The sequence below is a fragment of the Herbiconiux sp. VKM Ac-2851 genome (assembly GCF_013205105.1).
GTDB lineage: Bacteria > Actinomycetota > Actinomycetes > Actinomycetales > Microbacteriaceae > Herbiconiux > Herbiconiux flava.
The window spans coordinates 1,321,972-1,346,294 of sequence record NZ_JABMLJ010000001.1 but is presented as its reverse complement, the minus strand read 5'-3'; the positions used below and the strand labels follow the sequence as shown (position 1 = coordinate 1,346,294).

General features: G+C 71.7%; 24 protein-coding genes and 1 tRNA gene. 18 read left to right on the top strand and 7 right to left on the bottom strand.

Going from position 1 to position 24,323, the window contains the following annotated elements:
* Positions 1–29: 29 nt before the first annotated feature.
* Both HQQ85_RS06360 and HQQ85_RS06355 read left to right on the top strand, forming a co-directional pair.
* A tRNA-Glu gene (locus tag HQQ85_RS06360) sits at positions 30–102 on the top strand.
* Positions 103–214: 112 nt separating this feature from the next.
* On the top strand, positions 215–442 hold the full coding sequence (locus HQQ85_RS06355; RefSeq protein ID WP_173181588.1) for a hypothetical protein: 228 nt from the start codon (positions 215–217) through the stop codon (positions 440–442).
* Between the two features lie 95 nt (positions 443–537).
* On the opposite strand, the gene HQQ85_RS06350 is transcribed toward HQQ85_RS06355, so the two are convergent.
* The 4 genes from HQQ85_RS06350 to HQQ85_RS06335 form a co-directional block, all read right to left on the bottom strand.
* The gene (locus HQQ85_RS06350) at positions 538–1,032 is read right to left on the bottom strand and encodes an FBP domain-containing protein (protein WP_173181587.1); all 495 of its coding nucleotides are present in this window, start codon (positions 1,030–1,032) and stop codon (positions 538–540) included.
* A gap of 43 nt (positions 1,033–1,075) precedes the next feature.
* Positions 1,076–1,309, bottom strand: a complete 234-nt coding sequence (locus HQQ85_RS06345) for a hypothetical protein (RefSeq protein ID WP_173181586.1) — start codon at positions 1,307–1,309, stop codon at positions 1,076–1,078.
* Entirely contained in the window at positions 1,309–2,484 is a 1,176-nt protein-coding gene (locus HQQ85_RS06340; protein ID WP_173181585.1) for an inorganic phosphate transporter, read from the bottom strand. Before HQQ85_RS06340 ends, HQQ85_RS06345 begins: the two co-directional genes overlap by 1 nt.
* 83 nt (positions 2,485–2,567) lie before the next feature.
* Entirely contained in the window at positions 2,568–4,349 is a 1,782-nt protein-coding gene (locus HQQ85_RS06335; protein WP_173181584.1) for a glycoside hydrolase family 15 protein, read from the bottom strand.
* A gap of 65 nt (positions 4,350–4,414) precedes the next feature.
* Between HQQ85_RS06335 and HQQ85_RS21590 the strand changes: the two genes are divergently transcribed.
* From HQQ85_RS21590 to HQQ85_RS06285, 10 genes are all read left to right on the top strand, one after another.
* Entirely contained in the window at positions 4,415–5,143 is a 729-nt protein-coding gene (locus HQQ85_RS21590; protein ID WP_173181583.1) for a M23 family metallopeptidase, read from the top strand.
* 99 nt (positions 5,144–5,242) lie between these two features.
* Positions 5,243–6,142 carry a DUF4097 family beta strand repeat-containing protein gene (locus HQQ85_RS06325; RefSeq protein WP_173181582.1) on the top strand — a complete coding sequence of 300 codons (900 nt, stop codon included), beginning with the start codon at positions 5,243–5,245 and terminating at the stop codon, positions 6,140–6,142.
* Positions 6,139–6,729 carry a PadR family transcriptional regulator gene (locus HQQ85_RS06320; protein ID WP_173181581.1) on the top strand — a complete coding sequence of 197 codons (591 nt, stop codon included), beginning with the start codon at positions 6,139–6,141 and terminating at the stop codon, positions 6,727–6,729. Before HQQ85_RS06325 ends, HQQ85_RS06320 begins: the two co-directional genes overlap by 4 nt.
* A 160-nt stretch (positions 6,730–6,889) precedes the next feature.
* A complete protein-coding gene (locus HQQ85_RS06315) occupies positions 6,890–7,915 on the top strand; it encodes a TerC family protein (RefSeq protein WP_173181580.1) in 1,026 nt (341 codons plus the stop codon).
* Between the two features lie 138 nt (positions 7,916–8,053).
* Positions 8,054–9,529 carry a 3-isopropylmalate dehydratase large subunit gene (gene leuC / locus HQQ85_RS06310; protein WP_173181579.1) on the top strand — a complete coding sequence of 492 codons (1,476 nt, stop codon included), beginning with the start codon at positions 8,054–8,056 and terminating at the stop codon, positions 9,527–9,529.
* Between the two features lie 2 nt (positions 9,530–9,531).
* Positions 9,532–10,128 carry a 3-isopropylmalate dehydratase small subunit gene (gene leuD / locus HQQ85_RS06305; protein ID WP_173181578.1) on the top strand — a complete coding sequence of 199 codons (597 nt, stop codon included), beginning with the start codon at positions 9,532–9,534 and terminating at the stop codon, positions 10,126–10,128.
* 23 nt (positions 10,129–10,151) lie between these two features.
* A complete protein-coding gene (murA, locus tag HQQ85_RS06300; protein ID WP_173181577.1) occupies positions 10,152–11,522 on the top strand; it encodes a UDP-N-acetylglucosamine 1-carboxyvinyltransferase in 1,371 nt (456 codons plus the stop codon).
* 11 nt (positions 11,523–11,533) lie between these two features.
* Positions 11,534–12,322 (top strand): 1-acyl-sn-glycerol-3-phosphate acyltransferase, encoded by a 789-nt coding sequence (locus HQQ85_RS06295; RefSeq protein WP_173181576.1) that lies wholly within the window; start codon positions 11,534–11,536, stop codon positions 12,320–12,322.
* Positions 12,319–13,452: an NAD(P)H-dependent glycerol-3-phosphate dehydrogenase gene (locus HQQ85_RS06290; RefSeq protein WP_371741788.1), complete on the top strand. Its 1,134-nt coding sequence runs from the start codon at positions 12,319–12,321 to the stop codon at positions 13,450–13,452. The genes HQQ85_RS06295 and HQQ85_RS06290 overlap by 4 nt, the downstream gene beginning before the upstream one ends.
* Complete coding sequence (locus HQQ85_RS06285) at positions 13,364–14,455, top strand: D-alanine--D-alanine ligase family protein (RefSeq protein WP_173181575.1); 1,092 nt, start codon at positions 13,364–13,366, stop codon at positions 14,453–14,455. The genes HQQ85_RS06290 and HQQ85_RS06285 overlap by 89 nt, the downstream gene beginning before the upstream one ends.
* A 25-nt stretch (positions 14,456–14,480) precedes the next feature.
* Here HQQ85_RS06285 and HQQ85_RS06280 read toward each other — a convergent pair whose 3' ends face one another.
* Positions 14,481–15,008, bottom strand: a complete 528-nt coding sequence (locus tag HQQ85_RS06280) for a DUF3515 family protein (protein ID WP_173181574.1) — start codon at positions 15,006–15,008, stop codon at positions 14,481–14,483.
* Positions 15,009–15,032: 24 nt separating this feature from the next.
* Here HQQ85_RS06280 and HQQ85_RS06275 point away from each other — a divergent pair, with 24 nt between their 5' ends.
* Positions 15,033–16,211, top strand: a complete 1,179-nt coding sequence (locus HQQ85_RS06275) for a thiamine-phosphate kinase (protein ID WP_371741787.1) — start codon at positions 15,033–15,035, stop codon at positions 16,209–16,211.
* A 120-nt stretch (positions 16,212–16,331) separates the two neighbouring features.
* On the opposite strand, the gene rsmD is transcribed toward HQQ85_RS06275, so the two are convergent.
* A complete protein-coding gene (rsmD, locus tag HQQ85_RS06270) occupies positions 16,332–16,910 on the bottom strand; it encodes a 16S rRNA (guanine(966)-N(2))-methyltransferase RsmD (RefSeq protein ID WP_173181573.1) in 579 nt (192 codons plus the stop codon).
* A 50-nt stretch (positions 16,911–16,960) separates the two neighbouring features.
* Here rsmD and HQQ85_RS20950 point away from each other — a divergent pair, with 50 nt between their 5' ends.
* The 5 genes from HQQ85_RS20950 to cofE all read left to right on the top strand — a co-directional run bounded on the left by HQQ85_RS20950 (position 16,961) and on the right by cofE (position 23,065).
* Positions 16,961–19,546, top strand: a complete 2,586-nt coding sequence (locus tag HQQ85_RS20950) for an ATP-dependent DNA helicase RecG (RefSeq protein WP_254069130.1) — start codon at positions 16,961–16,963, stop codon at positions 19,544–19,546.
* 133 nt (positions 19,547–19,679) lie between these two features.
* Entirely contained in the window at positions 19,680–20,417 is a 738-nt protein-coding gene (locus tag HQQ85_RS06260) for a hypothetical protein (protein ID WP_173181572.1), read from the top strand.
* 140 nt (positions 20,418–20,557) lie between these two features.
* Positions 20,558–21,049 carry a pantetheine-phosphate adenylyltransferase gene (gene coaD, locus HQQ85_RS06255; protein WP_173181571.1) on the top strand — a complete coding sequence of 164 codons (492 nt, stop codon included), beginning with the start codon at positions 20,558–20,560 and terminating at the stop codon, positions 21,047–21,049.
* Between the two features lie 43 nt (positions 21,050–21,092).
* A complete protein-coding gene (locus HQQ85_RS06250; protein ID WP_173181570.1) occupies positions 21,093–22,145 on the top strand; it encodes a TIGR03557 family F420-dependent LLM class oxidoreductase in 1,053 nt (350 codons plus the stop codon).
* Positions 22,146–22,147: 2 nt separating this feature from the next.
* Positions 22,148–23,065, top strand: a complete 918-nt coding sequence (gene cofE, locus HQQ85_RS06245) for a coenzyme F420-0:L-glutamate ligase (RefSeq protein ID WP_173181569.1) — start codon at positions 22,148–22,150, stop codon at positions 23,063–23,065.
* A 71-nt stretch (positions 23,066–23,136) separates the two neighbouring features.
* On the opposite strand, the gene HQQ85_RS06240 is transcribed toward cofE, so the two are convergent.
* Entirely contained in the window at positions 23,137–24,285 is a 1,149-nt protein-coding gene (locus HQQ85_RS06240) for an epoxide hydrolase family protein (protein ID WP_173181568.1), read from the bottom strand.
* Between the last annotated feature and the right edge of the window lie 38 nt (positions 24,286–24,323).

Sequence of the window (24,323 nt, the reverse complement as noted above, 5' to 3'; positions counted from 1 at the left end):
GTATGGCATACTCGTGGAGTTGCAAAAACGGCCCCATCGTTTAGCGGCCTAGGACGTCGCCCTCTCACGGCGGTAACGCGGGTTCAAATCCCGCTGGGGTCACAGCATCAGGAAGCCCCCGGAATGTGCGCGAGCGCAGACCGGGGGCTTTCGCTTTCCCGGGCACCGACCCCGCGCACTTCCGCGGCACGCGGCAGCGGTGTTGACTTGGGGCATGACCGACAAGAACGAGCCCGTCGACCCCGCTTCCGTCGACCTCAGCGACATCGAGTACCCCGACTACTCCGGTTACCCCGACGGCGAGGGCGTGGTCGGCAACGGCCCCACGACCGAGGCCGTGCCCTCCGGCGTCGATCCCACCGTGGCCGACGAGCCCGAGCTGGGGGACGACCCCGAGGCGGCCTCGACCGACGAGGAGACCATCGTCGAGAACGACGGCTAGGCCATCGAGAACGACGGCTACCGCATCGAGAACGACGGCTAGAGCATCCTGAACCCGGCGCCCGGCGGCCGACGCCCGGCGCCCGGCGCCCGGCCTCAGCCTACGCGCAGCACGCTCTGCGTGAACGAGTCGAGCCGCGTGGTCAGCCCCTCGGCCCGCGCGGCGATCAGCGCGCCGGGGTCGGGCAGCATCGCCGACTTCGGCGGCACGATGCGGATCAGGTTCGAGCAGCCCAGGTCGCTGCAGATGTAGGTGCCGACCGTCGACCCGTCGATTCCGGCCTGCCCCGCGCGCGGCGCCGTGAACAGCGTCACCTGCACCCCGGGGCGCGGGGTGCGGCAGAGCGTGCACATCGCCGAGATGCCCGGGCGGGTGTGCGATCCGGCGGCCTTGATCAGCAGGCCGATCGGCTGCCCCCCGCGCCAGTAGACGATGTAGCCGCGGTGGATGGCGTGCGCATCCCGCCAGCCGAGGAACTCGCGGTCCTCCCAGACGATCTCGTGCAGGCCCGGCAGGGTCATGCGCTCGAGCTCGGGCTCGGTGATGTTGGTGAACGACTCGCGGATCTGAGCCTCGGTGAGTGCCTGCATCGGATCGAGCCTAATCGCACTCGAGGCCCCGTCGGCCGCTCGCCTAGTGGAATTGGGGGATGATCAGCCACAGCCCGTAGAGCACCGCCGCCACCCCGATGGCGAAGCACACGATCGCTCCGGCCGTCGCGGGCAGGGGCCGCTCCTTCACCGACGCCCCGGTCGACAGCAGCCGCAGCCCCACGGCGTACGACCCCACCACCAGGATGCTCGCCGTGAACGCCACGAGGAACACCACCACGAAGGCGCCCCAGTCCACTCCCAGAAAGCCCTCCATCAGCGCGTCTCCTTTCCGGCGGCGCCAGCAGCCGCGCGAGTCCCGGCACCCGCGGTCGCGGGCTCCGGCTCGTCGTTCACGGTGTCGTGCGTCACCGGATGACGCCGCGACAGCAGGTACAGCGTCACCCCGGCGGCCAGCGCCAGCATGATGACGATCCCGAGCCCCAGCACGCTCGACGACGCGGCCCAGGCGGCGAGTCCGCCGACCAGGGCGGCGGCCGGCAGGGTCACGGTCCAGGCGATCGCGATGCGCCCGACGACGCCCCAGTGAACCGAGGCCAGCTTCCGGCCGAGGCCTGCGCCGACGACGGCACCCGAGGTGACCTGCGTGGTCGACAGGGCGAAGCCGAGGTGGGAGGAGACGAGGATGGTCGCCGCCGAGCTGGTCTCGGCCGCGAAGCCCTGCGGCGCCTGGATGTCGGTGATGCGCTTGCCGACCGTGCGCATGATGCGCCAGCCGCCGAGGTAGGTGCCGAGCGCGATCGCGAGGCCGCAGCCGGCGATCACCCAGAACTGCGGGCCGGAGCCCGACTCCTGGTAGCCGGCGGCGATCAGGGTGAGTGTGATCACGCCCATCGTCTTCTGGGCGTCGTTGGTGCCGTGGGCGAGCGAGACCAGGGAGGCCGACACCGTCTGCCCGTGCCGGAACCCGGTGTCGGAGCCGCGTGCCTTCGCCTGCTTCGTGAGGCGGTACGCCACGAACGTCGCCACGAGCGCCACGACCCCCGCGACGAGCGGCGAGAGCAGGGCCGGCACGACGACGTTGGTCAGCACGACGGAGAAGTTCACCGCCCCGAACCCCGCGCCGATCACGGCGGCGCCGATCAGCCCGCCGAACAGCGCGTGCGTCGAGCTCGACGGCAGACCGAGGTACCAGGTCGTCAGGTTCCAGAGCACCGCCCCGACGAGCCCGGCGAAGATCATGATCGGCGTGATCTCGAGGCCGTTGTCGCCCTCGTTGATGATGCCGCCCGAGATGGTCTTCGCCACCTCGGTCGACAGGAACGCGCCCACGAGGTTGAGCACGGCCGAGATCGTCACGGCGACCTTCGGCTTCAGCGCTCCGGTGGCGACGGAGGTCGCCATCGCGTTGGCGGTGTCGTGGAAGCCGTTGGTGAAGTCGAACACCAGGGCCACCACGATGACGAGCAGTACGGGCACGAGTGCATCCATGACCCCTGGTCTACGCCCGAGGCCCCGGGGCCCGCGGTTGCGCGGTGATGAACAGTGCCCCAACGCACGGCGGCGGCCGTGCTCTATCGCACGGCGGTGGCCCGCGCGATGGCGTCGGCCGAGCGCACCAGGGCGAGGTGCGAGAAGGCCTGCGGGGTGTTGCCGACCTGCCGGTGCCCCTCCACGTCGTACTCCTCCGAGAGCAGGCCGACGTCGTTGCAGAGGCCGACGAGCCGGTCCATCAGCGCGACGGCGTCGTCGAGCCGCCCCGAGTGCGCGTACTGCTGAACGAGCCAGAACGAGCACGCGAGGAACGGATGCTCGCCGCCCGGCAGCCCGTCCACCCCCGACTCGGTGCGGTACCGGAGCAGCAGACCGTCGCGCAGCAGGTCCTCCTCGATCGCGGCGACGGTGCCGAGCATCCGCGGGTCGTCGGCCGGCACGAAGCCGATCTGCGACAGCAGCAGCAGCGAGGCGTCGACCTCGCTCGTGCCGTAGTGCTGCCGGAAGGTGTTGCGCACCGGGTCGTAGCCCTCGGTCTCGATCTCGTGCCGGATGGTGTCGCGGAGCTCCCGCCAGCGCTCCACCGGACCATCGAGGCCGTAGGTCTCGACGGCCTCGACCCCGCAGGCGAAGGCCGCCCAGATCATCGCGCGCGAGTGCGTGAAGGCCACCTGCGGACCACGGATCTCCCAGATTCCGTTGTCGGGCCGCTGCCAGGTCTCCTCGAGGAACCCGAGCAGCGAGCGCTGCAGCGGCCACGAGTACTGGTCCTCGTCGACGCCGATCCTCCGCGCCTCGCGCAGCGCGATCATCAGCTCGCCGAAGATGTCGCCCTGGTACTGGTCGGAGGCGCCGTTGCCGACGCGCACGGGGGAGGAGCCGTTGTACCCGGGCAGGCTCGTCAGCTCGCTCTCGGGCAGCCGGCGCTCGCCGGAGAGCCCGTACATGATCTGGATGTCGGCGGGGTCGCCCGCGATCGCCCGCAGCAGCCAGTGCCGCCAGTGGCCGGCCTCGTCCTCGTAGCCGTAGAGCATCAGCGCCGACAGGGTGAGGGAGGCGTCGCGGATCCAGGTGTAGCGGTAGTCCCAGTTGCGCGAGCCGCCGAACTCCTCGGGCAGGCTCGTGGTGGCGGCCGCAACGATGCCTCCGGTGTCCTCGTGGGTGAGGGCGCGCAGCACGAGCAGCGAGCGCTCCACCTCGTGGCGGTAGAGCGCGGGCGGCTCGCTGCGCGAGGCCCACTCGCGCCACCAGGCCGTGGTGTCCTCGATCTGCTCGTCGACGTCGAGCGGCCCGGGGGCGGGGCGGTGCGAGGGGTACCAGGTGAGCACGATGTCGACGGTCTCGCCGGCCGCGACCGTGAAGACCGACTCGTGGTAGTGGTTCGTGGCGTGCAGGGCGGGGCCGCGCACGATCACGGCGTCGGGCCCGGCGATGCCGATCACGGCGTTGCTGCCGTACTCGGGGGCCTGCCGCATCCACGGCATCGCGTCGGCGTAGTCGAAGCGGATGGCCAGCTCCTGCCGGAGCTCGACGTTCCCCGAGATTCCCCGGATGCGCCGGATGACGTCGGCCCGCCGGTCGCCGTGCGGCATCAGATCGGTGACCTCGACGACGCCGTCGGGGGTGTCCCAGCGGGTGACGAGGAGGAAGGTGCCGTCGAGGTAGCGGCGCGTGGACGTCGACCGCGCATCCGTCGGAGCCAGCAGCCAGCGCCCGTGCTCCTCGGTGCCGAGCAGCGCGCCGAAGGTCGACGGCGAGTCGAAACGGGGGAGACAGAGCCAGTCGATGCTGCCGGTGCGGCCGACCAGGGCCGCCGTGTGGCAGTCGCCGATCATCGCGTAGTCCTCGATGGGTAGAGCCATGTGCCGATTCTGCCCTGTCGCGCCCCCGGTTGTGCTCGCCGCGGCCGCCAAGGACAATAGGCCCGGTGAAGTACCAGGGTCAGCTGCTCGGCGTGCTCGCCATGACCTTCGTGGTCGGCGTGGCCGTGGCCACGAGCGTCCCCGCCGCCTCCCTCACCTCGGCGGGCAGCTTCGACCCCCAGCAGTTCTCGGCCGAGGCCGGGGCCGCTCAGAGCTTCTCGTCCGAGGACGAGGGGGCCGGAGCATCCGTCGCCCGTGACGGCTACGTGGTGCACACCTTCACGCCGACGCCGACCCCCACCCCGAAGCCCGCGGCGGTCTCGTCGAACCAGGGCGGCTACGGCGGAGCGCAGTGCCAGGCCGGGGCCGACGCAGTAGTCGAGTCGGCCGCGTTCTCGCCGGTCTACCCCGACGGCTACCGCATGTCCGACCCGTTCGGTCCGCGCGCCGAGGGCTTCCACAAGGGCGTCGACATGCTGAACGGGCCGGGCGTGCCGGTGCACGCGATCGCCGACGGCGTCGTGATCGCCGCCTCGGGCAACGGGGGCACCGGCGGCGTCTACCTGTCGATCGCGCACAAGGTGGCGGGCGCCGCGGTGTGCAGCATGTACATGCACTTCCAGGACTCCTCGCTCACGGTCGGGGTCGGCGACACCGTCGCGGCGGGCCAGGTGATCGGGCTCACGGGGCGCACGGGCAACGCGACCACCGAGCACTGCCACTTCGAGCTCTACGGGGCCGACGGCGTGCGGTACGACCCGATGCCGTTCCTCGCCGAGCACGGGGCTGCCTGAGCCTTGGCTGGGCCGATCGCGATATATCTTGACTTCGCCCCTCATCGAGCTATAGCTTGATCTCCGAACACGCGATATAACGCGAGGCAGGAGAACATCGTGGTCTTGGAGAAATGGATCGTCACCGGTCCGAAAGTCATCGACATCGAGCTCGTGCGCTCGCTCAAGGTGGGCCTGATCGGCGGCCAGGTCGACATCATCGGCCACGACGAGCCGGGCGCCCGCATCGAGGTGCACTCGGTCTCGGGCAAAGACCTGAAGGTCTCGATCGACGGCGACCGCCTCGAGATCGACCACCCGCAGCTGCGCTGGGACAACTTCGTCGAGGTGTTCAAGTCGTGGCGCGGCAACGCGAAGGCCGACATCAGCATCATGGTGCCGCGCGATGCGGCGCTGAAATTCGGGGTCATCTCGGCCTCGGCGCTCATCTCGGGCCTGGTGACGGATGCGCGGATCAGCACGGTCACGGGCGACGTCGTCATCGACGCGGTGCACGGCGACCTCGACGTCAACACGGTCTCGGGCGAGATCTCGATCCGCGACCACGTCGGTCTCGTCAGCGCCCACACCGTCTCCGGAGACATCGCGGCGGCGGGGGAGATCCGCCGCTTCTCGGCCGAGGGCGTCTCGGGCGAGGTGTTCGTCGACTCCACGGGTGTTCCCTCGGCGATCGAGAACAACACCGTCTCGGGCGACCTCACCGTGCGGCTCGACGCGTCGACCGCCGCGCGCTACAACGTGAACTCCGTCGCGGGCACGCTCCAGCTCGGACCGAACACCATCAAGGGGCTGCGGGGCGGCGGCTACAACGGCCAGACCGGCGAGCTCGACGGCAGCTGGACCGAGTTCCGGGCGAACTCCGTCTCGGGCGACATCACGGTGCTGTACCGCGGGGCGGCGGACGGGTCGGCGGATGCGACCGCCGATGCCTCCGGTCGCGCATCCGCCCCCTCGGAGACGGCGTCGGACGCCACCTCGGAAGCCGGGGCCTCGGCATGAGCCCCGTGTTCGGGCACGGCCACCTGCGGCTCTACCTGCTGAACCTGCTCGAGGAGTCGCCGAAGCACGGCTACGAGCTGATCCAGGCACTGGCCGACCGCTTCGGCGGCACCTACAGCCCGAGCGCCGGCACGATCTACCCGCGTCTGGCGAAGCTCGAGGACGAGGGGCTCGTCACGAAGACCGCCGACGGCCGCAAGACCGTCTACTCCATCACCGACGCCGGCCGGGCCGAGCTCGAGAGCCGCCGCGGCGAGCTCGCCGACATCGAGTCCGACCTCTCCGATTCGGTGCGCCGATTGGCCGACGAGGTGCGCTCGGGCGTCGACCAGGCCATGAAGAGCCTCAAGGCCGAGCTCGCCTCGGCCAAGCGGGAGGCCCGCACGCCGCCCGCCGGCTCGCGCGCCGAGTCGTCGGAGGCCCTTCGCGACGCCGACGTGGCGCTGACGGAATTCCGCCAGCAGCTGCGCACCGACCTCCGCAAGGCCTCGGCCAAGGGCATCGACCCGGCGCTGATCGGCCGGCTGCGCGAGCGGCTCGCCCAGGTGCGCCTGGAGGTGCGCGAGGAGCTCGGCCGCCGGCAGTAGCATTGCAGGGAAGGGGAGTATCCCACCTCGCTGTCATCGTCATCACGGCCCACTCCGACGTGTGCCCGGGGGAGCGGTGCGGTTGCCACGGCAGCCTGCACGGGAGAGACTTTCGGTCATCGTGCTGCCCTGAAGAGGGCGCCGCTGTCGAAAGGCCCCCGTGCTAGAACTCCCCATCGCCTTCGAGATCACCTCGCTCGTGGTGCTCGTGCTGATCCTCGCCGCCGATCTGCTGATCGCGTTCAAGCGTCCGCACGTGCCCTCGTTCAAGGAGGCGACCCTCTGGGTCGTGTTCTACGTGGCGCTCGCGCTGGTCTTCGCGGCGCTGATGCTCGTGTTCGCGGGCGGGGAGCCGGCGGGGCAGTTCCTGGCCGGCTGGCTGACGGAGTACAGCCTGTCGATCGACAACCTGTTCGTCTTCGTGATCATCATGGCGCGCTTCAACGTGCCCAGGAAGTACCAGCAGGAAGCGCTGATGGTGGGCATCATCATCGCCCTGGTGCTGCGCGGGATCTTCATCCTGATCGGCGCGCAGCTGATCGAGTCACTGAGCTGGATCTTCTACATCTTCGGGGCGTTCCTGCTGGTCACCGCGTTCCGCCAGGCCTTCGGCAAGGAGGACGAGGGCGACGGCGAGAACGGCCTCGTCACGTTCCTCCGCAAGCGCATGAGCATCGCGCCCGACTTCGACGGCGCCAAGGTGCGCACGGTGATCGACGGCAAGAAGGTCTTCACGCCGATGCTGATCGTGTTCATCGCGCTCGGCTCCACCGACCTGCTGTTCGCGCTCGACTCGATCCCGGCCATCTTCGGAATCACGCAGAGCCCGTTCATCGTCTTCACCGCCAACGTCTTCGCGCTGATGGGCCTCCGCCAGCTGTACTTCCTGCTCGGCGGGCTGCTCGACCGGCTCATCTACCTCAAGTACGGCATCGCGTTCATCCTCGCCTTCATCGGCGTGAAGCTCGTCTTCCACGCGCTGCACTCCAACGAGGTGTTCTTCATCAACGGCGGGCACCCGATCGAGTGGATCCCCGAGATCGACACCTGGACCTCGCTGGCCGTCATCATCCTCTCCATGGCGGTGGCCACGATCGCCTCCCTCGTCGTAATGCGCCGCCGCGGCGTCTCGGTGAAAGAGGAGCTGAAGGCCGCCGCCGACCCCGAGTCCGACGCCTCCCACTGAGGGGCGGGGGCGGTGGTACGATCGTCGCGTGCTGTTCGGTCTGCTCCTTCTTAGCTGCCGCGACGAGTCCTAGTTCATAAGGCCTCCCTCGTCGCGGAGTCTGTCGATGGCTGACCCCCTACTTCAGAAGGACACGCAATGAGCCCCGAACCCACCGTCCGCCCGCGCACCTTGGCTGAGAAGGCCCGTACTCTCGCCGAAAAGGTCTGGGACGACCACCTCGTCGCCAAGGGCGAGAACGGCAGCCCCGACCTGCTCTACATCGACCTGCACCTGGTGCACGAGGTGACGAGCCCGCAGGCCTTCGACGGCCTGCGCGCCGAGGGCCGCCCGGTGCGCCGCCCCGACTTGACGATCGCCACCGAAGACCACAACACCCCGACGCTCGCGATCGACAAGCCGATCGCCGACCTGACGAGCCGCACGCAGATCGACACGCTGCGCCGGAACGCGCAGGAGTTCGGCGTGCGCCTGCACTCGCTCGGCGACGTCGAGCAGGGCATCGTGCACGTCGTCGGCCCGCAGCTCGGCCTGACGATGCCCGGCATCACCGTCGTCTGCGGCGACAGCCACACCAGCACGCACGGCGCCTTCGGGGCCATGGCGTTCGGCATCGGCACCAGCGAGGTCGAGCACGTGCTCGCCACCCAGACCCTGCCGCTGAAGCCGTTCAAGACGATGGCCATCACGGTCGAGGGCACGCTGCGTCCAGGGGTGACCGCGAAGGACATCATCCTCGCCGTCATCGCGAAGATCGGAACGGGCGGCGGGCAGGGGTACGTGCTCGAATACCGCGGGTCGGCCATCCGGAGCCTGTCGATGGACGGGCGCATGACGATCTGCAACATGTCGATCGAGGCGGGTGCCCGCGCCGGCATGGTCGCGCCCGACGAGACGACGTTCGCGTACCTCAACGGCCGCCCCCACGCCCCCGAGGGTGAGGACTGGGACGCCGCGGTCGAGTACTGGCGCACCCTGCAGACCGACGACGACGCCGTCTTCGACGCCGAGGTGTTCCTCGACGCCGACCAGCTCGAGCCCTTCGTCACCTGGGGTACGAACCCCGGCCAGGGCGTCTCGCTGAACGAGCGCGTGCCCGACCCGTCGACCATCATCGACCCCAACGAGCGCGCCAGCGCCGAGCGGGCCCTGGAGTACATGGACCTCGAGGCGGGCACCCCGCTGAAGGAGGTGCGCGTCGACGCCGTGTTCATGGGCTCGTGCACCAACAGCCGAATCGAAGACCTGCGGGCCTTCGCCTCGGTGATCAAGGGCCAGAAGAAGGCGGATGGCGTGCGCGTCATGGTGGTGCCGGGCAGCGCGCGCGTGCGCATCGAGGCCGAGGCCGAGGGCATCGACAAGATCGTCGAGGAGTTCGGCGCCGAGTGGCGCTTCGCGGGCTGTTCCATGTGCCTCGGCATGAACCCTGACCAGCTGGCTCCGGGGGAGCGCTGCGCGAGCACCTCCAACCGCAACTTCGAGGGCCGGCAGGGCAAGGGCGGGCGCACGCACCTCGTGTCGCCGCTGGTGGCCGCGGCCACCGCCATCCGGGGCACGCTCTCGAGCGTCTCCGACCTCTCTGAACCCGCCGCCCGCGAGACCGTGGAGGTCTGACCATGGACAAGATCGACATCCTGACCGGCGTGGCCGTGCCGCTGAAGCGCGGCAACGTCGACACCGACCAGATCATCCCGGCCGTCTACCTCAAGCGGGTCACCAAGACCGGCTTCGAGGATGCGCTCTTCGCCGGCTGGCGGAACGACCCCGAGTTCGTGCTGAACCAGCCCGCCTACCAGAACCCCCGGGTGCTCGTCGCCGGCCCCGACTTCGGCACCGGATCGAGCCGCGAGCACGCCGTCTGGGCGCTCCGCGACTTCGGCTTCACGGCGGTGCTGTCCTCACGCTTCGGCGACATCTTCCGGGGCAACTCGGGCAAGCAGGGCCTGCTCACGGGGCAGGTCGACGAGGCCGACATCGAGCGTCTCTGGGCCGCCATCGAGGCGCAGCCCGGGGTCGAGATCACCGTCGACCTGATCGCGCGAACCGCCGCCATCGGCGACCTCACAGTCAGCTTCTCGATCGACGATTACACTCGGTGGAGGCTTCTCGAGGGTCTGGACGACATCGGGTTGACGCTTCGCGACGAAGAGGCGATCACGGAATTCGAGAGCCGCCGGGAGAGTTGGAGACCTCGAACACTCCCGGTCAAGTAGCTTCAAGCAGTCAGGTGATTCACGTGAACTCTCTCGTACAGGATGGTCGCAAGGCGGCCGAGCGGGTCGGACTGCTGTCCGACACGATCGTCATCAACGGCGGTCGGCCGCTCCGCGGCACCATCGACGTCCGAGGGGCGAAGAACCTCGTCACCAAGGCGATGGTCGCGTCGCTGCTCGGCGACACCACGTCCACGCTCCGCGACGTCCCCGACATCAGCGACGTGCACGTGGTGTCGAGCCTGCTCGAGATCCACGGTGTGAAGATCACCGGCTCGGCCGCGACCGGCGTGCTGCAGCTCGACCCGACGAACGTGGCCACGGCCACCTCCGCCGAGATCGACGCCCTCTCGGGCTCGAGCCGCATCCCGATCCTGTTCTGCGGCCCGCTGCTGCACCGCCTCGGTCACGCGTTCATCCCCGACCTCGGCGGCTGCCGCATCGGCGACCGCCCGATCGACTTCCACCTCGACGCCCTGCGCGCCTTCGGTGCCGTCGTCGACAAGCTGCCCTCCGGCATCAACATCACGGCCCCCAACGGCCTGCGCGGCGCGAACATCGAGCTGCCCTACCCGAGCGTCGGCGCCACCGAGCAGGTGCTGCTCACCGGCGTGCGTGCCAAGGGCACCACCGAGCTGAAGAACGCCGCCATCGAGCCCGAGATCATGGATCTCATCGCCGTGCTGCAGAAGATGGGCGCGATCATCTCGGTCGAGCCGAACCGCACCATCTTCATCGAGGGCGTCGACTCGCTCTCGGGCTTCAACCACCGCGCCCTGTTCGACCGCAACGAGGCCGCCTCCTGGGCCTCGGCCGCGCTCGCGACCGGCGGCTCCATCTTCACCACGGGCGCCAAGCAGTCCGAGATGATGACCTTCCTCAACGTCTTCCGCAAGATCGGCGGCGCGTTCGACATCGAGGAGGAGGGCATCCGCTTCTACCACCCCGGTGGCGAGCTGAAGCCCGTCGTGATCGAGACCGACGTGCATCCCGGCTTCATGACCGACTGGCAGCAGCCGCTGATCGTGGCACTCACCCAGGCGCAGGGCACCTCGATCGTGCACGAGACGGTCTACGAGAACCGCTTCGGCTTCGTGGATGCGCTGGTCAAGATGGGTGCCAACATCGAGGTGCACAAGGACGGCCTGGCCGACCCGAACCGCCGCGTGCCGCGTCGTGCGCTCGAGCAGGCCGCGGTCATCACCGGCCCGACCCCGCTGCACGGCGCCGAGCTCGAGGTGCCCGACCTGCGCGGCGGCTTCAGCCACCTGATCGCAGCGCTCGTCGCCCAGGGCCAGTCCTCGGTGAGCAACGTGGGCCTGATCGCCCGCGGCTACGGCGACTTCGTGGGCAAGCTCGAGAAGCTCGGGGCCGACTTCTACTTCGCCGAGTAGACCTCGACCGCATGGCCGACGCCCCCGCTCGCACCGACGCCCGCGCCCACTCCGAGAAGACCCCGGCCTTCCGGGTGGTCGAGGCGCTCGTGGCACCCACTCTCGCGGCGAGCGTGAAGCTCGACCAGCGCGGCACCGAGAACCTCCCCGCCGAGGGGCCGTTCGTGCTGAGCGCCAACCACTACTCCAACTTCGACCCGGTGGTCGTGGCCTGGGCCGTGTGGAAGCTCAAGCGGGCTCCGCGGTTCCTGGCGAAGGCCTCCCTGTTCTCGGTGCCCGTCGTGGGCGGGCTGCTGCGAGCCATCGGGCAGATCCCCGTCGAGCGGTCCGGGCCGGGCCGGGGCAACTCGTCCATCTCGGCGGCCACCGCCCTGCTCGAACACCGGAAGGGCGTCATCGTGTACCCCGAGGGAACCCTCACCCGCGACCCGGGGCTCTGGCCCATGCGCGGCAAGACCGGCGCCGTGCGCCTCGCACTCGAGCACGGCATCCCGCTCATCCCGGCCGCGCACTGGGGTGTGCAGGCGATCATGCCGCGGTACTCGAAGAAGCTGCGGCTGTTCGCGCGCAAGCCGGTCACGGTGTCGTACGGGCCGCCCGTCGACCTCGACGACCTCCGCGGGCATCCGCTCGACCAGAAGACGCTCACCGAGGCCACGGACCGGCTGATGTCGGCGATCACCGGGCTGCTCGAGGAGCTGCGCGGCGAGACCGCGCCGGCCGAGCGGTGGAACCCGAAAGCGCACAACCAGAGCGAGTTCGGGCGACTGCGCGACGGTCGCGCCGAGGGCTCGGAGTGAGCCGCGCCTCGCGTGCCGTGGTGCCGCCGCGGCCCCGCGTCACCGTGCTCGGCGCCGGCAGCTGGGGCACCACGTTCTCGAAGGTGCTGGCCGACGGCGGAGCCGACGTCACCGTCTGGGCCCGCCGCCCTGAGCTCGCGAAGGAGATCCGCGAGGCCAAGCGCAACAGCGACTACCTCCCGGGCGTCAACCTCCCGCCGACGATCACCGCGACCTCCGACGTCGGTCGCGCGCTGGCCGACGCGCAGTTCGTGTTCGTGTCGATCCCCAGCCAGTCGCTGCGGGGCAACCTCATCGAACTGAAGTCGCTCATCCCCGAGGGGGTGCCGATCACGAGCCTGATGAAGGGCGTCGAGAAGGGCACGGGGCTGCGGATGAGCGAGGTGCTCGAATCCGTGCTCGAGATCGATCCCGACCGCATCGCCGTGGCCTCCGGGCCGAACCTCGCCCTCGAGATCGCGAAGGAGCAGCCGACGGCCGCCGTCGTCTCCTCGGCGAGCCTCGAGACCGCCGAGCGGGTCGCGATGGTGGCGACGAACCGCTACTTCCGCTCCTTCGTCAACACCGACGTGATCGGCACCGAGTTCGGCGGCGTGCTGAAGAACCTCATCGCGGTGGCCATCGGCATCGTCGACGGGGTCGGCTACGGCGAGAACACCAAGGCCTCGATCATCACCCGGGGGCTGGTCGAGATGACCGACTTCGCCGTGGCGTACGGCGGGCATCCGGAGACCCTGTCGGGGCTCGCGGGCCTCGGGGACCTCATCGCCACCAGTGGCTCGTCGCTCTCGCGCAACAACACGGCCGGGCGCCTGCTCGGCCAGGGCTACAGCTTCGCCGACGTGGTGAAGTCGATGCAGCAGACGGCGGAGGGCCTCGCGTCGGTGGCGCCCGTGCTCACCCTGGCCGAGGCCAAGGGTGTGGACATGCCGATCTGCCGCCAGGTGAGTCAGGTGCTCGCCGGTACGCTCGATCCTCGGGACATCGCGCCGCATCTGACGACCGACGACGACAGCGGCCCCCAGGGCGAAAGGACACTCGATGCCAAGCAAGACCACGGTGGCGGTGCTGTTCGGCGGGCGCTCCAGCGAGCACTCGATCAGCTGCGCCACGGCCGGCGGGGTGCTTGAGGCGATCGACCGCTCGCGCTTCGACGTGATCCCGGTGGGCATCACGGCCGAGGGGGCGTTCGTGCTCGAGGACGACGAGTCCGCGAAGTTCCGGCTCGACCCCTCGGCGATGCCCGTCGTCTCCGACAACGGCACGCGCATCCTGTGGCCCGCATCGACCGCCTCGCGTTCGCTCTCGGTGCAGCGGGCCGACGGCACGGTGGACGTGCTGGGTGACGTCGACGTGGTGTTCCCCATCCTGCACGGGCCGTTCGGGGAGGACGGGACGGTGCAGGGGCTGCTCGAGCTCGTCGGGCTGCCGTACGTGGGTTCGGGCGTGCTCGCGTCGGCGCTCGGCATGGACAAGCACTTCACCAAGACGGTGCTGCAGGCCGCGGGGATCTCCGTGGCGCCGTGGCAGACGGTTACGGCGCAGCAGTGGGCGGCGTCCTCGTCGTCGGTGCTGTCGGCAGCCTCGTCGCTGGGGCTGCCGCTGTTCGTCAAGCCGGCGCGGGCCGGGTCGTCGGTGGGGGTGTCGAAGGTCAGCTCGTCATCGCCCTCGGAGCTGTCGGCCGCCATCGAGACCGCCCTGCGGGAGGACTCGCGGGTGCTGATCGAATCGGCCGTCGTCGGCCGCGAGGTCGAGTGCGGGGTGCTCGGCGGGCGTGCCGGCGGAGCGCCGCGGGTGTCGCTCGCCGGTGAGATCGTGATGGCCGGCCGCGAGTTCTACGACTTCGACGCGAAGTACCTCGACGCGCCGGGGGTCGACCTCGTCTGCCCGGCCGTGCTGACGCCTGCCGAGCTCTCCTCGATGCAGGAACTCGCCGCGCGCGCCTTCACGGCGATCGACGGCGCCGGGCTCGCCCGGGTCGACTTCTTCCTGACGCCCGACGGCTTTGTGGTGAACGAGGTGAACACGATGCCGGGCTTCACGCCGATCTCGATGTTCCCGAAGTGCTGGATCGCGTCGGGGCTGAGCTACCCCGAGCTGATCGACGAACTCATCGCGCTGGCGCTCGAGTAGCTGCTTCTCGCGGCTGCTTCTCTTCCTACGGGGCGGGCGTGGGGGTGGGGGTGCTGAGCACGTCGTCGGCGTCGAGGCACTGGGCCTCCTGCGGGATCGACTGCACCGCCGTGCGGAGGTCGTCGAGCGCGCTGGTTCCGCCGACGACGTCGTAGTCGAGCACGACCTCGACGGCGGGGGTGCGGCCGTAGGTGGTGAAGACGTAGGTGGGGGCGTTGGAGTCGTCGACGATCCAGTCGACGCCGTTGACGTTGCCGCAGGGCAGGGTGGTGGGGCCGTAGGGCGGCACGCCGCAGTGCAGCAGAACGGATGCCGGGTCGCCCCACGCGCCGGTCGCCTGCGCGTCGGTGGTGCGCTTCGCCTCGCCCGCGACGGTGTCGGGCAGCCGCACGATCACGTCGGCGCAGGCCGGGTCGGTCGCGTCGTCGGCGGCCTCGAGGCTGACGGTGCTGGCGCAGCCGGTGAGCAGCGCCGCGGTGGCGGCGGCCGCCGTGACGAGCGCGAGGGCGCGGCGCCGGCGGGGGGTGGCGGGGGTTCGGGCGGCGTGGGGCATCGAGGTTCAGGCTACCGTTGGCTCGTGGCCTCCGACTTCGGTTTACCTGCGAACGTGCATCCTGAGACCGGGTTCGGCGTCGCCGCCGGGCCGACCCTCGCCGAGGTGGGGGAGGGCGAGACGCTGAAGCGCATCTTCCCGCGGCTGCCGCACGCTGACGCCGAACTGCTCGGCCCGGGTGACGACAGCGCCGTGGTGGCCGCTCCCGACGGGCGCTTCGTGGTCACGACGGATCTGATGGTGCACGGGCCCGACTTCCGATCGGCGTGGTCGAGTTCGCACGACCTCGGCGTGAAGGCGGCGATGACGAACCTCGCCGACGTGGCCGCGATGGGCGCCCGGCCGACCGCGCTCGTCGTGGCGCTGGCCGCCCCGCTCGACACCCCGGTCGACGTGCTGCTCGGCATCGCCGACGGGCTGCGCGACGGCTGCGCGCTCGCGGCTCCGGGCTGCGGCGTGGTGGGTGGCGACCTGTCCGCCTCGCCGGCGCTGATGATCGCGGTGACCGCGTTCGGCGACCTCGAGGGCCGGGCGCCGGTCACCCGTTCGGGCGCGCGGCCCCGCGACCAGCTCGCGGTCGCGGGCGACCTCGGCCGGGCGGGCGCGGGACTGTGGCTGCTGTTCCGCGACGCGGTGGTGGGCGAGGATGCGGCGGGCGGGGGCGCGGTGGCCGACGGTGCGGCGGGTGATGCGGCGGCAGGCGAGGGTGGTGCGGGCGACGGCGCAGTGGGTGAGCGGGTGCCCGATGCGGGGCGGGCCGCCGAGGTGCGGGACGCGCATCCGGAGCTCGTGTCGGCGCAGCTGGCGCCGGTCGTGCCCATCGCGCTGGGCGTGCCGGCGGCGCTGGGTGGGGCGACCGCGATGCTCGACGTGTCCGACGGGCTCGTGCTCGACGCCCGGCGGCTCGCGGTGGCCAGCGGATGCTCGGTGCAGCTCGACCCCGCCGCCATCGAGCTCGAGGCGCAGGCGCTGCGCGAGCTCGATCCCGTGGTGGGGGAGCGGGCCGCGTCCTTCGTGCTGGCCGGGGGCGAGGACCACGCGCTGCTCGCGACGTTCCCGCCCGGTCCGCTGCCGGAGGGCTTCCGCCGCCTTGGAAACGTACTCGACCGCAGCGCGGCGCCGGACGTGCTCGTGGGCGACACGCCTTACGCCGAGCTCGGCGGCTGGGACCCCTACGACGGTTGGAACGGCGCCGCGGGCTGACGCGCACGTCGGTACGGGAGGAGAATCGCGCCGATGGCCCGTATAGGGGCCCATGGGGCTGATTCTCCTCCCGTGCCGACGTCGGCCGGAGTGACGGCGCGGTGGGGCGCGACGGGTGGGTCAGGCGGGGGTGGCCCACCAGAGGGCGGTCTCGCCGTAGGCGCGGGTGCGGTCGAGGGCGAGGCCCGCGGGCCAGGCCGGCTCGGGGGAGCGGGTGCTGCGCTCCACGAGCACGGTGGCGTCGGGGGCGAGCAGCGGCACGAGGGCGGCGAGGGTCTCGGTGAGCTCCGCGTCGGTGAGATCGTAGGGCGGGTCGAGGAAGACCACGTCGTAGCCCGCGCCCGCCACGGCGGCGGACGCCCTCAGCCGGGGGAGCACCGCCTGCGTGACGACCTCGACGCGGGGACGGGCATCCGGAGCTGCGGCGGCGATCACCCGGGCCGCGTTCTTCTTCGCGATCGCGGCAGCCGCGGCGTTCTTCTCGACCAGGAGCGCCGTGGCGGCTCCGCGGCTGATCGCCTCGAGCGCGAGGGCGCCCGAGCCGGCGTAGAGGTCGAGCACGGTGAGCCCGTCGAGCCCGCCGCGCGCCTCGAGGGCCGAGAAGATGGCCTCGCGCACCCGGTCGCTCGTGGGGCGGGTGCCCGAGCGGGGCACGGCGAGGGTGAGGGAACCGGCGAACCCGGCGATGATGCGCGTCACGCCCTGCACCCTATCGCGGCGGTGTCGGGCGTGCCGCCTAGACTTCTGGCATGAGCGGCAGCACCTCCGGCACGCGTGGGCCGAGCGCGCCCCGCGGGCCGGGCACGCCCGACGCGGTGGCGCCGGTGGCCGTGCCGCCGGGGGCCGACGCGCTCGACGCGAAGCTGGCCGGGGTGCTCGGCGGGCGCACGGCGAGTGCGTTCGAGAAGGCGTTCGGCATCCGCACCGTGGGCGATCTGCTGAGCCACTACCCGCGCCGCTACGCCAAGCGCGGCGAGCTGACCGCCATCGACAAGCTGCCGCTGGACGAGAACGTCACGATCGTCGCCGAGGTGCGCGACGTGCGCGAACGGCCGATGCGGGCGCGGCGGGGCAGCCTGCTCGAGGTGTCGATCAGCGACGGGCAGGGCTTCATCTCGCTCACCTTCTTCAACCAGTCCTGGCGGGTGCGAGAGCTGCGTCCCGGGGTGCGGGGCATCTTCGCCGGGAAGGTGTCGGACTACCGGGGGGCGCTGCAGCTCGCGCATCCGAACTACGAGCTGTTCGGCGACGCCCGGGGCCTGGGGGCCGACGCGCTCGACGCCCTGGGCGACGGGCTCGCCGACCCGAGTGCGCTCGACGACGCCGAGGCCAAGCGCTGGGCGGAGATGCCGATCCCGATCTACCCCGCCACCGCATCCGTCGCCAGCTGGCAGATCGCCAACTCGGTGGCCATCGTGCTCGACGCCGTGAAGGGCCAGATCGCCGACCCGGTGCCCGACGGCGTGCGCGAGGAGCGGCGGCTGCTCACCGCCCAGCGCGCCTACGAGCTGATGCACCGCCCGCAGAAGGATGCCGACTACATGCGGGCGCGCGAGACCCTGCGCTTCCACGAGGCCTTCGTGCTGCAGACGGCGCTCGTCAGCCAGCGCCGGGCCGCGCACGCGCAGAAGACCGCGGCGCGGAGGCCGAAGCCCGGGGGTTACCTCGAGCGCTTCGACGCGAGCCTGCCGTTCCGGCTGACGGCCGACCAGCAGCTCGTCGGGTCGGAGATCGCCCGCGACCTGGGCGGCGACATCCCGATGATGCGGCTGCTGCAGGGCGAGGTCGGCTCGGGCAAGACCCTCGTGGCCGTGCGGGCGATGCTCGCCGTGGCCGACTCGGGCGGGCAGTCGGCGATGCTGGCGCCCACCGAGGTGCTCGCCGCGCAGCACCTGCGCTCCATCGTGAAGGTGCTCGGCCCCGACCTCGCGGCCGAGCTCGTGCCCACGCTGCACACGGGCCAGCTCAGCACCGCCGAGCGCAAGAAGGCACTGCTGCGCATGGTCTCGGGGCAGGCCAAGCTCGTCGTCGGAACGCATGCGCTGCTGAGCGACGTCGTGCAGTTCTACGACCTCGGGCTCGTGGTCGTCGACGAGCAGCACCGCTTCGGGGTCGAGCAGCGCGACACCCTGCGGCAGAAGGGCGCCACCCCGCCGCACGTGCTGGTGATGACGGCGACGCCCATCCCGCGCACGGTCGCAATGACCGTGTTCGGCGACCTCGACGTCTCGACCATCACCGAGCTTCCGGCCGGCCGCAAGGGCATCGAGAGCTTCAGCGTGCCGCTGGCCGAGAAGCCGGGCTGGGCGGGACGCATCTGGGCCCGCGTCGCGGAGGAGCTGGCGCAGGGGCGGCAGGCGTTCGTCGTCTGCCCGGCGATCGACCCGGCCGACCCGGTGGAGCCCGCCGACGCGCCCGAGAACGACGACGACCGCGACCGCGATCGCGGCGAGGAGCTCGACGGGGTGCGCGACGACCTTGCGGAGGCCCGGGCCCGCCGGGCCGCTCGGGCGGCCGCGGCGTCGGGGCCGGCGGGTCGGGCGGGGGCTGGCGCCACGAGTGCTGCTGCATCCGCGACGACCCCCGCCAGCGCGAAGACGGCTGCCGCCGCCACCAGGACCGCCACCGCGAAAGCTGCAACCGCGAAGGCCGCCGCCACCCCGAAAGCGTCCACAGCCAAGACCTCCGCCGCGCAAGCCGCCGCCGACGCGCCGCGCCCGCCCAAGGCCACCGTCGTCGAGACCCTCGCCCACCTCCGCGCCCTCCCCGCCCTCGCCGGCTACCGCATCGAGTCGCTGCACGGCCGCATGCCGAGCGAGGAGAAGGACGCCATCATGCGCGCCTTCGCCGCGAAGGAGATCGACGTGCTCGTGGCCACGACCGTCATCGAGGTCGGCGTCGACGTTCCCAACGCCTCCACGATGGTGGTGCTCGACGCCGACCGTTTCGGCGTCAGCCAGCTGCACCAGCTCCGCGGCCGCGTCGGCCGGGGCGGCGTGCCCGGGCTGTGCCTCCTCGTCACCACCGCCGAGCCCGAGACCCTCGCCCGCGAGCGGGTCGACGCCGTCGCCGCCACCCTCGACGGCTTCGAGCTCGCCGAGATCGACCTCGAGCTGCGGCGCGAGGGCGACGTGCTGGGCAGCATCCAGTCGGGCGGGCGGTCCTCGCTCCGGCTGCTGCGCGTGGTGAAGGACGCCGACGTGATCCAGGATGCACGGGCCGTCGCCTTCGAGATCGTCGACGCCGATCCGCTGCTCGCCGCGCATCCCGCGATCAGGGGCGCGCTCGAGCGGCGGCTGCGCGAGAGCGAGCGGGAGTTCCTCGCCAAGAACTGAGGCCCGGGCGGCATCGCGCGACAGGGCGCCGAGCGGCGACGTGGAGCGGAATCGGGGCGACGAGCATCCGCAAGCCCATTGATAAATTGCGGTCGCAGGCGCATTGTGGAAGCCACTGGAGACGAGGTGGCCCATGCACATCACGAAGTCGTTCCGACACACCGGCCGAGGCGCCCAGCTGCGCCCCGACATCATGCCGGTGCTCTCAGCCGGCAGACACCGATCGCCCCGCTCGGGGGCGTGCTTCATGGAGTTCGCGTCGTTCCTCGCGGGGGAGAGGTGGAGCGACCATCCGGCCTGCACGCATCCGGGGCTGGCGCAGATGGCGCGCGCCGTCAACGACATGAGCTCGAACGAGGGGCGCGGCCGGCTGTCGACGCTGATCCCCTCGGTGATCGGGCTCACGAGCGACGACCCGCGGCTCGAGCTGGTGCTGGCGATCACCGCGGTCACCGCCGCGCTGCCCGACGCCCCGCTCGACCGGCAGCACGCGCTCGCGGTCGGCGGTCTCGTCTGCCAGGAGGCTCTGCACCGCCTGGGCGGCGGCGGCCCCGTCGAGGTCGACGGGCCGTTCGTCGAGGCCCTCGCGTCGGCGCCCGAGGCCGAGCGCTGGGCACGGCGCTTCCTCGATCGCAACCAGCGCTGGGGGCACGCCGAGATCACCGAGCGGCAGACCCACACGACCATCGCGATGGCGGTCGACGGGGTGCGTTCGGCCTGCGTGCCACGGCCCGACGACCGGCTGTACGCGATGCTCGCCGAGTCGATCGCGCTGTGCGAGCGGTTCGTGGCGGCGGCGGCCCCGTCCGCACCGGTCGCCGCGGCGCCGGTGGCTGCTGCGCCCGAGACCCGCCGGTCGGTGCAGGTCTGAGAAGCGAGCGGATGCGCGGCGGCGGCCTCGGGATGCCGCCGCCGCGCATCCGTCTGCCCGCCCCCCTGCCCGCCCTCGGGCCGCCCCTGACGCTGCTCGCGTAATGCCGTCGAAATGCGGCGGTTGATAGCCTGGACGGCATGAGCAGTGTCGCGGTGGTCCCCGGTTCGTTCGACCCCATCACGCTGGGGCATGTCGACGTGATCGAGCGTGCCGCGTCGATCTTCGACCAGGTGCACGTGGTGGTGGTGCACAACCCCGACAAGCAGGCGCTGATCCCGATCGCGCACCGGGTGTCGCTGATCGAGAAGTCGCTCGAGGAGCGCGGGCTCGTCGGCGCGAACGTGATCGTGACCTCGTGGGCGATGGGGCTGCTCGTCGACTACTGCACCGACGTGGGGGCGACGGCGATCGTCAAGGGCATCCGCTCGCAGGTCGACGTGGCGTACGAGACGCCGATGGCGATCGTGAACCGCGACCTGGCGGGGGTGGAGACGATCTTCCTGCTGCCCGACCCCGCGCACGCGCACGTCTCGAGCTCGCTGGTGCGGCAGGTGTCGGCGCTCGGTGGGGACGTGGCGCCGTACGTGCCGGGCGTCGTGGCGCGGTTCCTCGAGCGCACCGCCGACTGATGGCGTCGCGCTCCCGCCCCGCGCCCGAGCGGCAGCGGCGCCGATGACCGCGGTGCCTGCAGCCGTGCCCGAAGCCGCGCCTGCAGCCGTGCCCGCCGGCGCCGTGCCCGTCGGCTACGCCGCCGAGCTCGAGCAGTTCCACCCCCGCGACGCGATCGAGTTCGCCGCCCACGCCGAGAGCCGCGGCTTCCAGGGCGTGATGGCGGCCGATCACTTCCAGCCCTATGTGCCCCGCCAGGGCCAGTCGTCGTTCGTCTGGAACGTGCTCGCCGCGCTCGGCGAACGCACCCGCGGCGACATCGGCCCCGGCGTGACCGCGCCGAGCTACCGCTACCACCCCGCCGTCGTGGCGCAGGCCTCGGCCACCCTCGAGGCGATGTACCCCGGCCGGCACTGGCTCGGCATCGGCGCCGGCGAGGCCCTCGACGAGCACGTCGTCGGAGGCTACTGGCCCGAGGCCCCCGAGCGCATCAACCGCATGTTCGAGGCGATCGACGTCATCTCCAAGCTCTTCACCGCCTCGGCCGCGGGCCGCGACGTCAAGCACTCCGGCACCTTCTTCAAGCTCGAGTCGACCCGCCTCTGGACCATGCCCGCGACCCCGCCGCCCATCTACGTCGCGACCGCCGGCCCGGTGACCGCCAAGCGTGCGGGCCGCACCGCCGACGGCCTGATCACGGTCGGCGCGCCGCTCGAGAAGATCGCCGGGCTGTTCGCGCGGTTCGACGAAGGCGCCCGCGAGGCCGGCAAGGACCCGTCGCGGATGCCACGCATCCTGCAGCTGCACCTGTCGTGGGCCGAGACCGACGAGGAGGCCATGACGAACGCGCTGACCGAGTGGCCGAACGGGGGCATGCGGTTCCCGAAGGCCGACATCCGCTCGCCGTTCGAGTTCGAGCAGATCGCGAAGATGGTGCGTCCCGGTGACTTCGAAGGCAGGATGATCGTCTCGGCCGATCCCGGTAAGCACCTCGCCCATCTGCAGCGTTACGCCGACCTCGGCTTCGACCGCATCTACCTGCACAACGTGGGGCGCAACCAGCGCGAGTGGATCGACGTGTTCGCCCGCGACGTGCTGCCGAAGCTGAGGCGGTGACCGTGGCGACGAGGGAGCTGCGGGTGGTCGCGTTCGACGGCCTGCCCGAGATCGCCGAGGGCGACGACCTGGTGGCGCTGATCGGCGAGGCGCTGGACGGGGCGGGGCTCGTGCCGGTGGACGGCGACATCCTCGTGGTGACGTCGAAGATCGTGTCGAAGGCCGAGGGGCGACGGATCGCCGCGGCCGACCGCGAGGACGCGATCACCGCCGAGACGGTGCGGGTCGTGGCGAGCCGGGCGCATCCGGGTGGGGTGACGCGCATCGTCGAGAACCGGCAGGGCATCGTGCAGGCCGCCGCCGGGGTCGATGCGAGCAACACGCCTACGGGCACGGTGCTGCTTCTGCCCGTCGACCCCGACGCCTCGGCGCGTAGCCTCGCCGCGGGGCTGCGGGCGCGGTTCGGCGTGCAGCTCGGCGTCGTGCTCTCGGACACCCTCGGCCGCGCCTGGCGCGAGGGCCAGATCGACCAGGCGATCGGCGCGGCCGGCGTGCACGTGCTCGACGACCTGCGGGGCTCCCGCGACACCTTCGGGCACGAGCTCGCCGTCACGCAGGCCGCGCTGGCCGACGAGCTGGCGTCGGCCGGCGACCTCGTGAAGGGCAAGGCGAGCGGGATGCCCGTGGCCCTCGTGCGCGGAGCAGCCCACGCCGTGACGGCCTCCCTCGACACGCCCGCGCGGGCTCTCTCTCGCACCGGCCCGGGGGACATGTTCCGGCTCGGCACCGACGAGGCGCTCGCGGAGGGGCACCTGGCGGGCTTCGCCGCCGGCCGCGCCGAGGGCCTGGCGGAAGGCCACGCCGAGGGTCGGGCGGAGGGTCGCGTCGAGGGCCTGGCGGAGGGCCGCGCGGAGGCGGCGGCCACGATCGCCCGCCTCGAGGCCGACCTCCTGGCGCTGCGCGCCGACGGAGGGCGGTAGGCGCACGCATCCCGGCCGCCGGGCGCTCCACGCGGCCGGTGACCGAGGTGCGTGCGCGAAGCCGCCCGCGCTCAGCCCTCCGCGAGCTCCATGGCGCGGCGGACGCCCCAAGCGTAGTCGGCGGGCTGCTCCCACGCCGCGAAGTGGCCGCCGCGCCCGAAGTCGCGCCAGTCGGCCACCGCGAAGAAGCGGTCGGCGAAGCGGCGCGGCGCGTTCACGAGGTCGTGCGGGAAGACCGTGAACACGGTGGGGGCCTGGATGCGCGGCCAGTCCTTCGGGTCGTCCGCCGCGTAGGGCGCGAACGACGTGCCGATCCCGCCCGAGAACCAGTAGGCGCTCACCCAGGTCAGCGCCTCGTCGAGGGTGAAGGCGTTCTCGAGGCGGCCGCCGGCGTCGGTCCAGCGCACGAGCTTCTCGACGATCCAGGCGGCCAGTCCGGCGGGGGAGTCGCCGAGGGCGGCGGCGAGCGTCCACGGGCGGGTGGACTGCTCGTGCATGTAGCCGCCCTCGGCCGCCTGCCAGCGGCATCCGTGCTCCACGTAGGCGCGCTCCTCGTCGTCGAGGTCGTCGAGCAGCTCGGGGCCGGCGTCGAGGAAGTGCCGCTGCGACACGTCCGTGAGGTGGAGCGCCGACACGGCCGACGGGTGCCGGGCGGCCAGCGCCTCGGCCACGTCGCAGCCGACGTCGCCGGCCGAGACGACGTAGCGGTCGAAGCCGAACTCCGCCATCGCGGCGGCCACGGCATCCGCCATCGCGGTCGGCGGCAGTCCGGCCGGATCCGTGGCGGCCGCGAACGGATAGCCGGGCAGCGCGGGCGCGACGACCGTCACGTCGTCGAGCAGCGGCAGGATCCGCTCGAAGCGCAGCACGGAGTCGGGCCAGCCGTGCAGGAGGAGCACGACCGGAGCATCCGGCACCTCGGCCACGATCGCCCGCACCGGAACCGCCGCCCGCTCGGTCTGCCGCCACGGCAGTGCGGCGAGCCGCGACTCCTGGGCGCGCCAGTCGTAGCGGTCGCGCCAGTGCTCGACGAGCTGCCCGAGGAGCTCGGGCTCGACCCCGAGCTCGGCCCCGGCGAACGCCGGTCCGCCGAGCTGCGGCACGGGGCGGAAGCGCTGAAGGCGCTCCTGCAGGTCGAGCAGGGCGTCGTCGCCCACCCGCGGGAAGGGCGGGGAGCTCTGAGCGGATGCGGGGGTCGGCTGATCGGGGGACGTCGTCATCGTGATCCTCTCGACGGGCGGCCGCAGTGAGGCCGGGC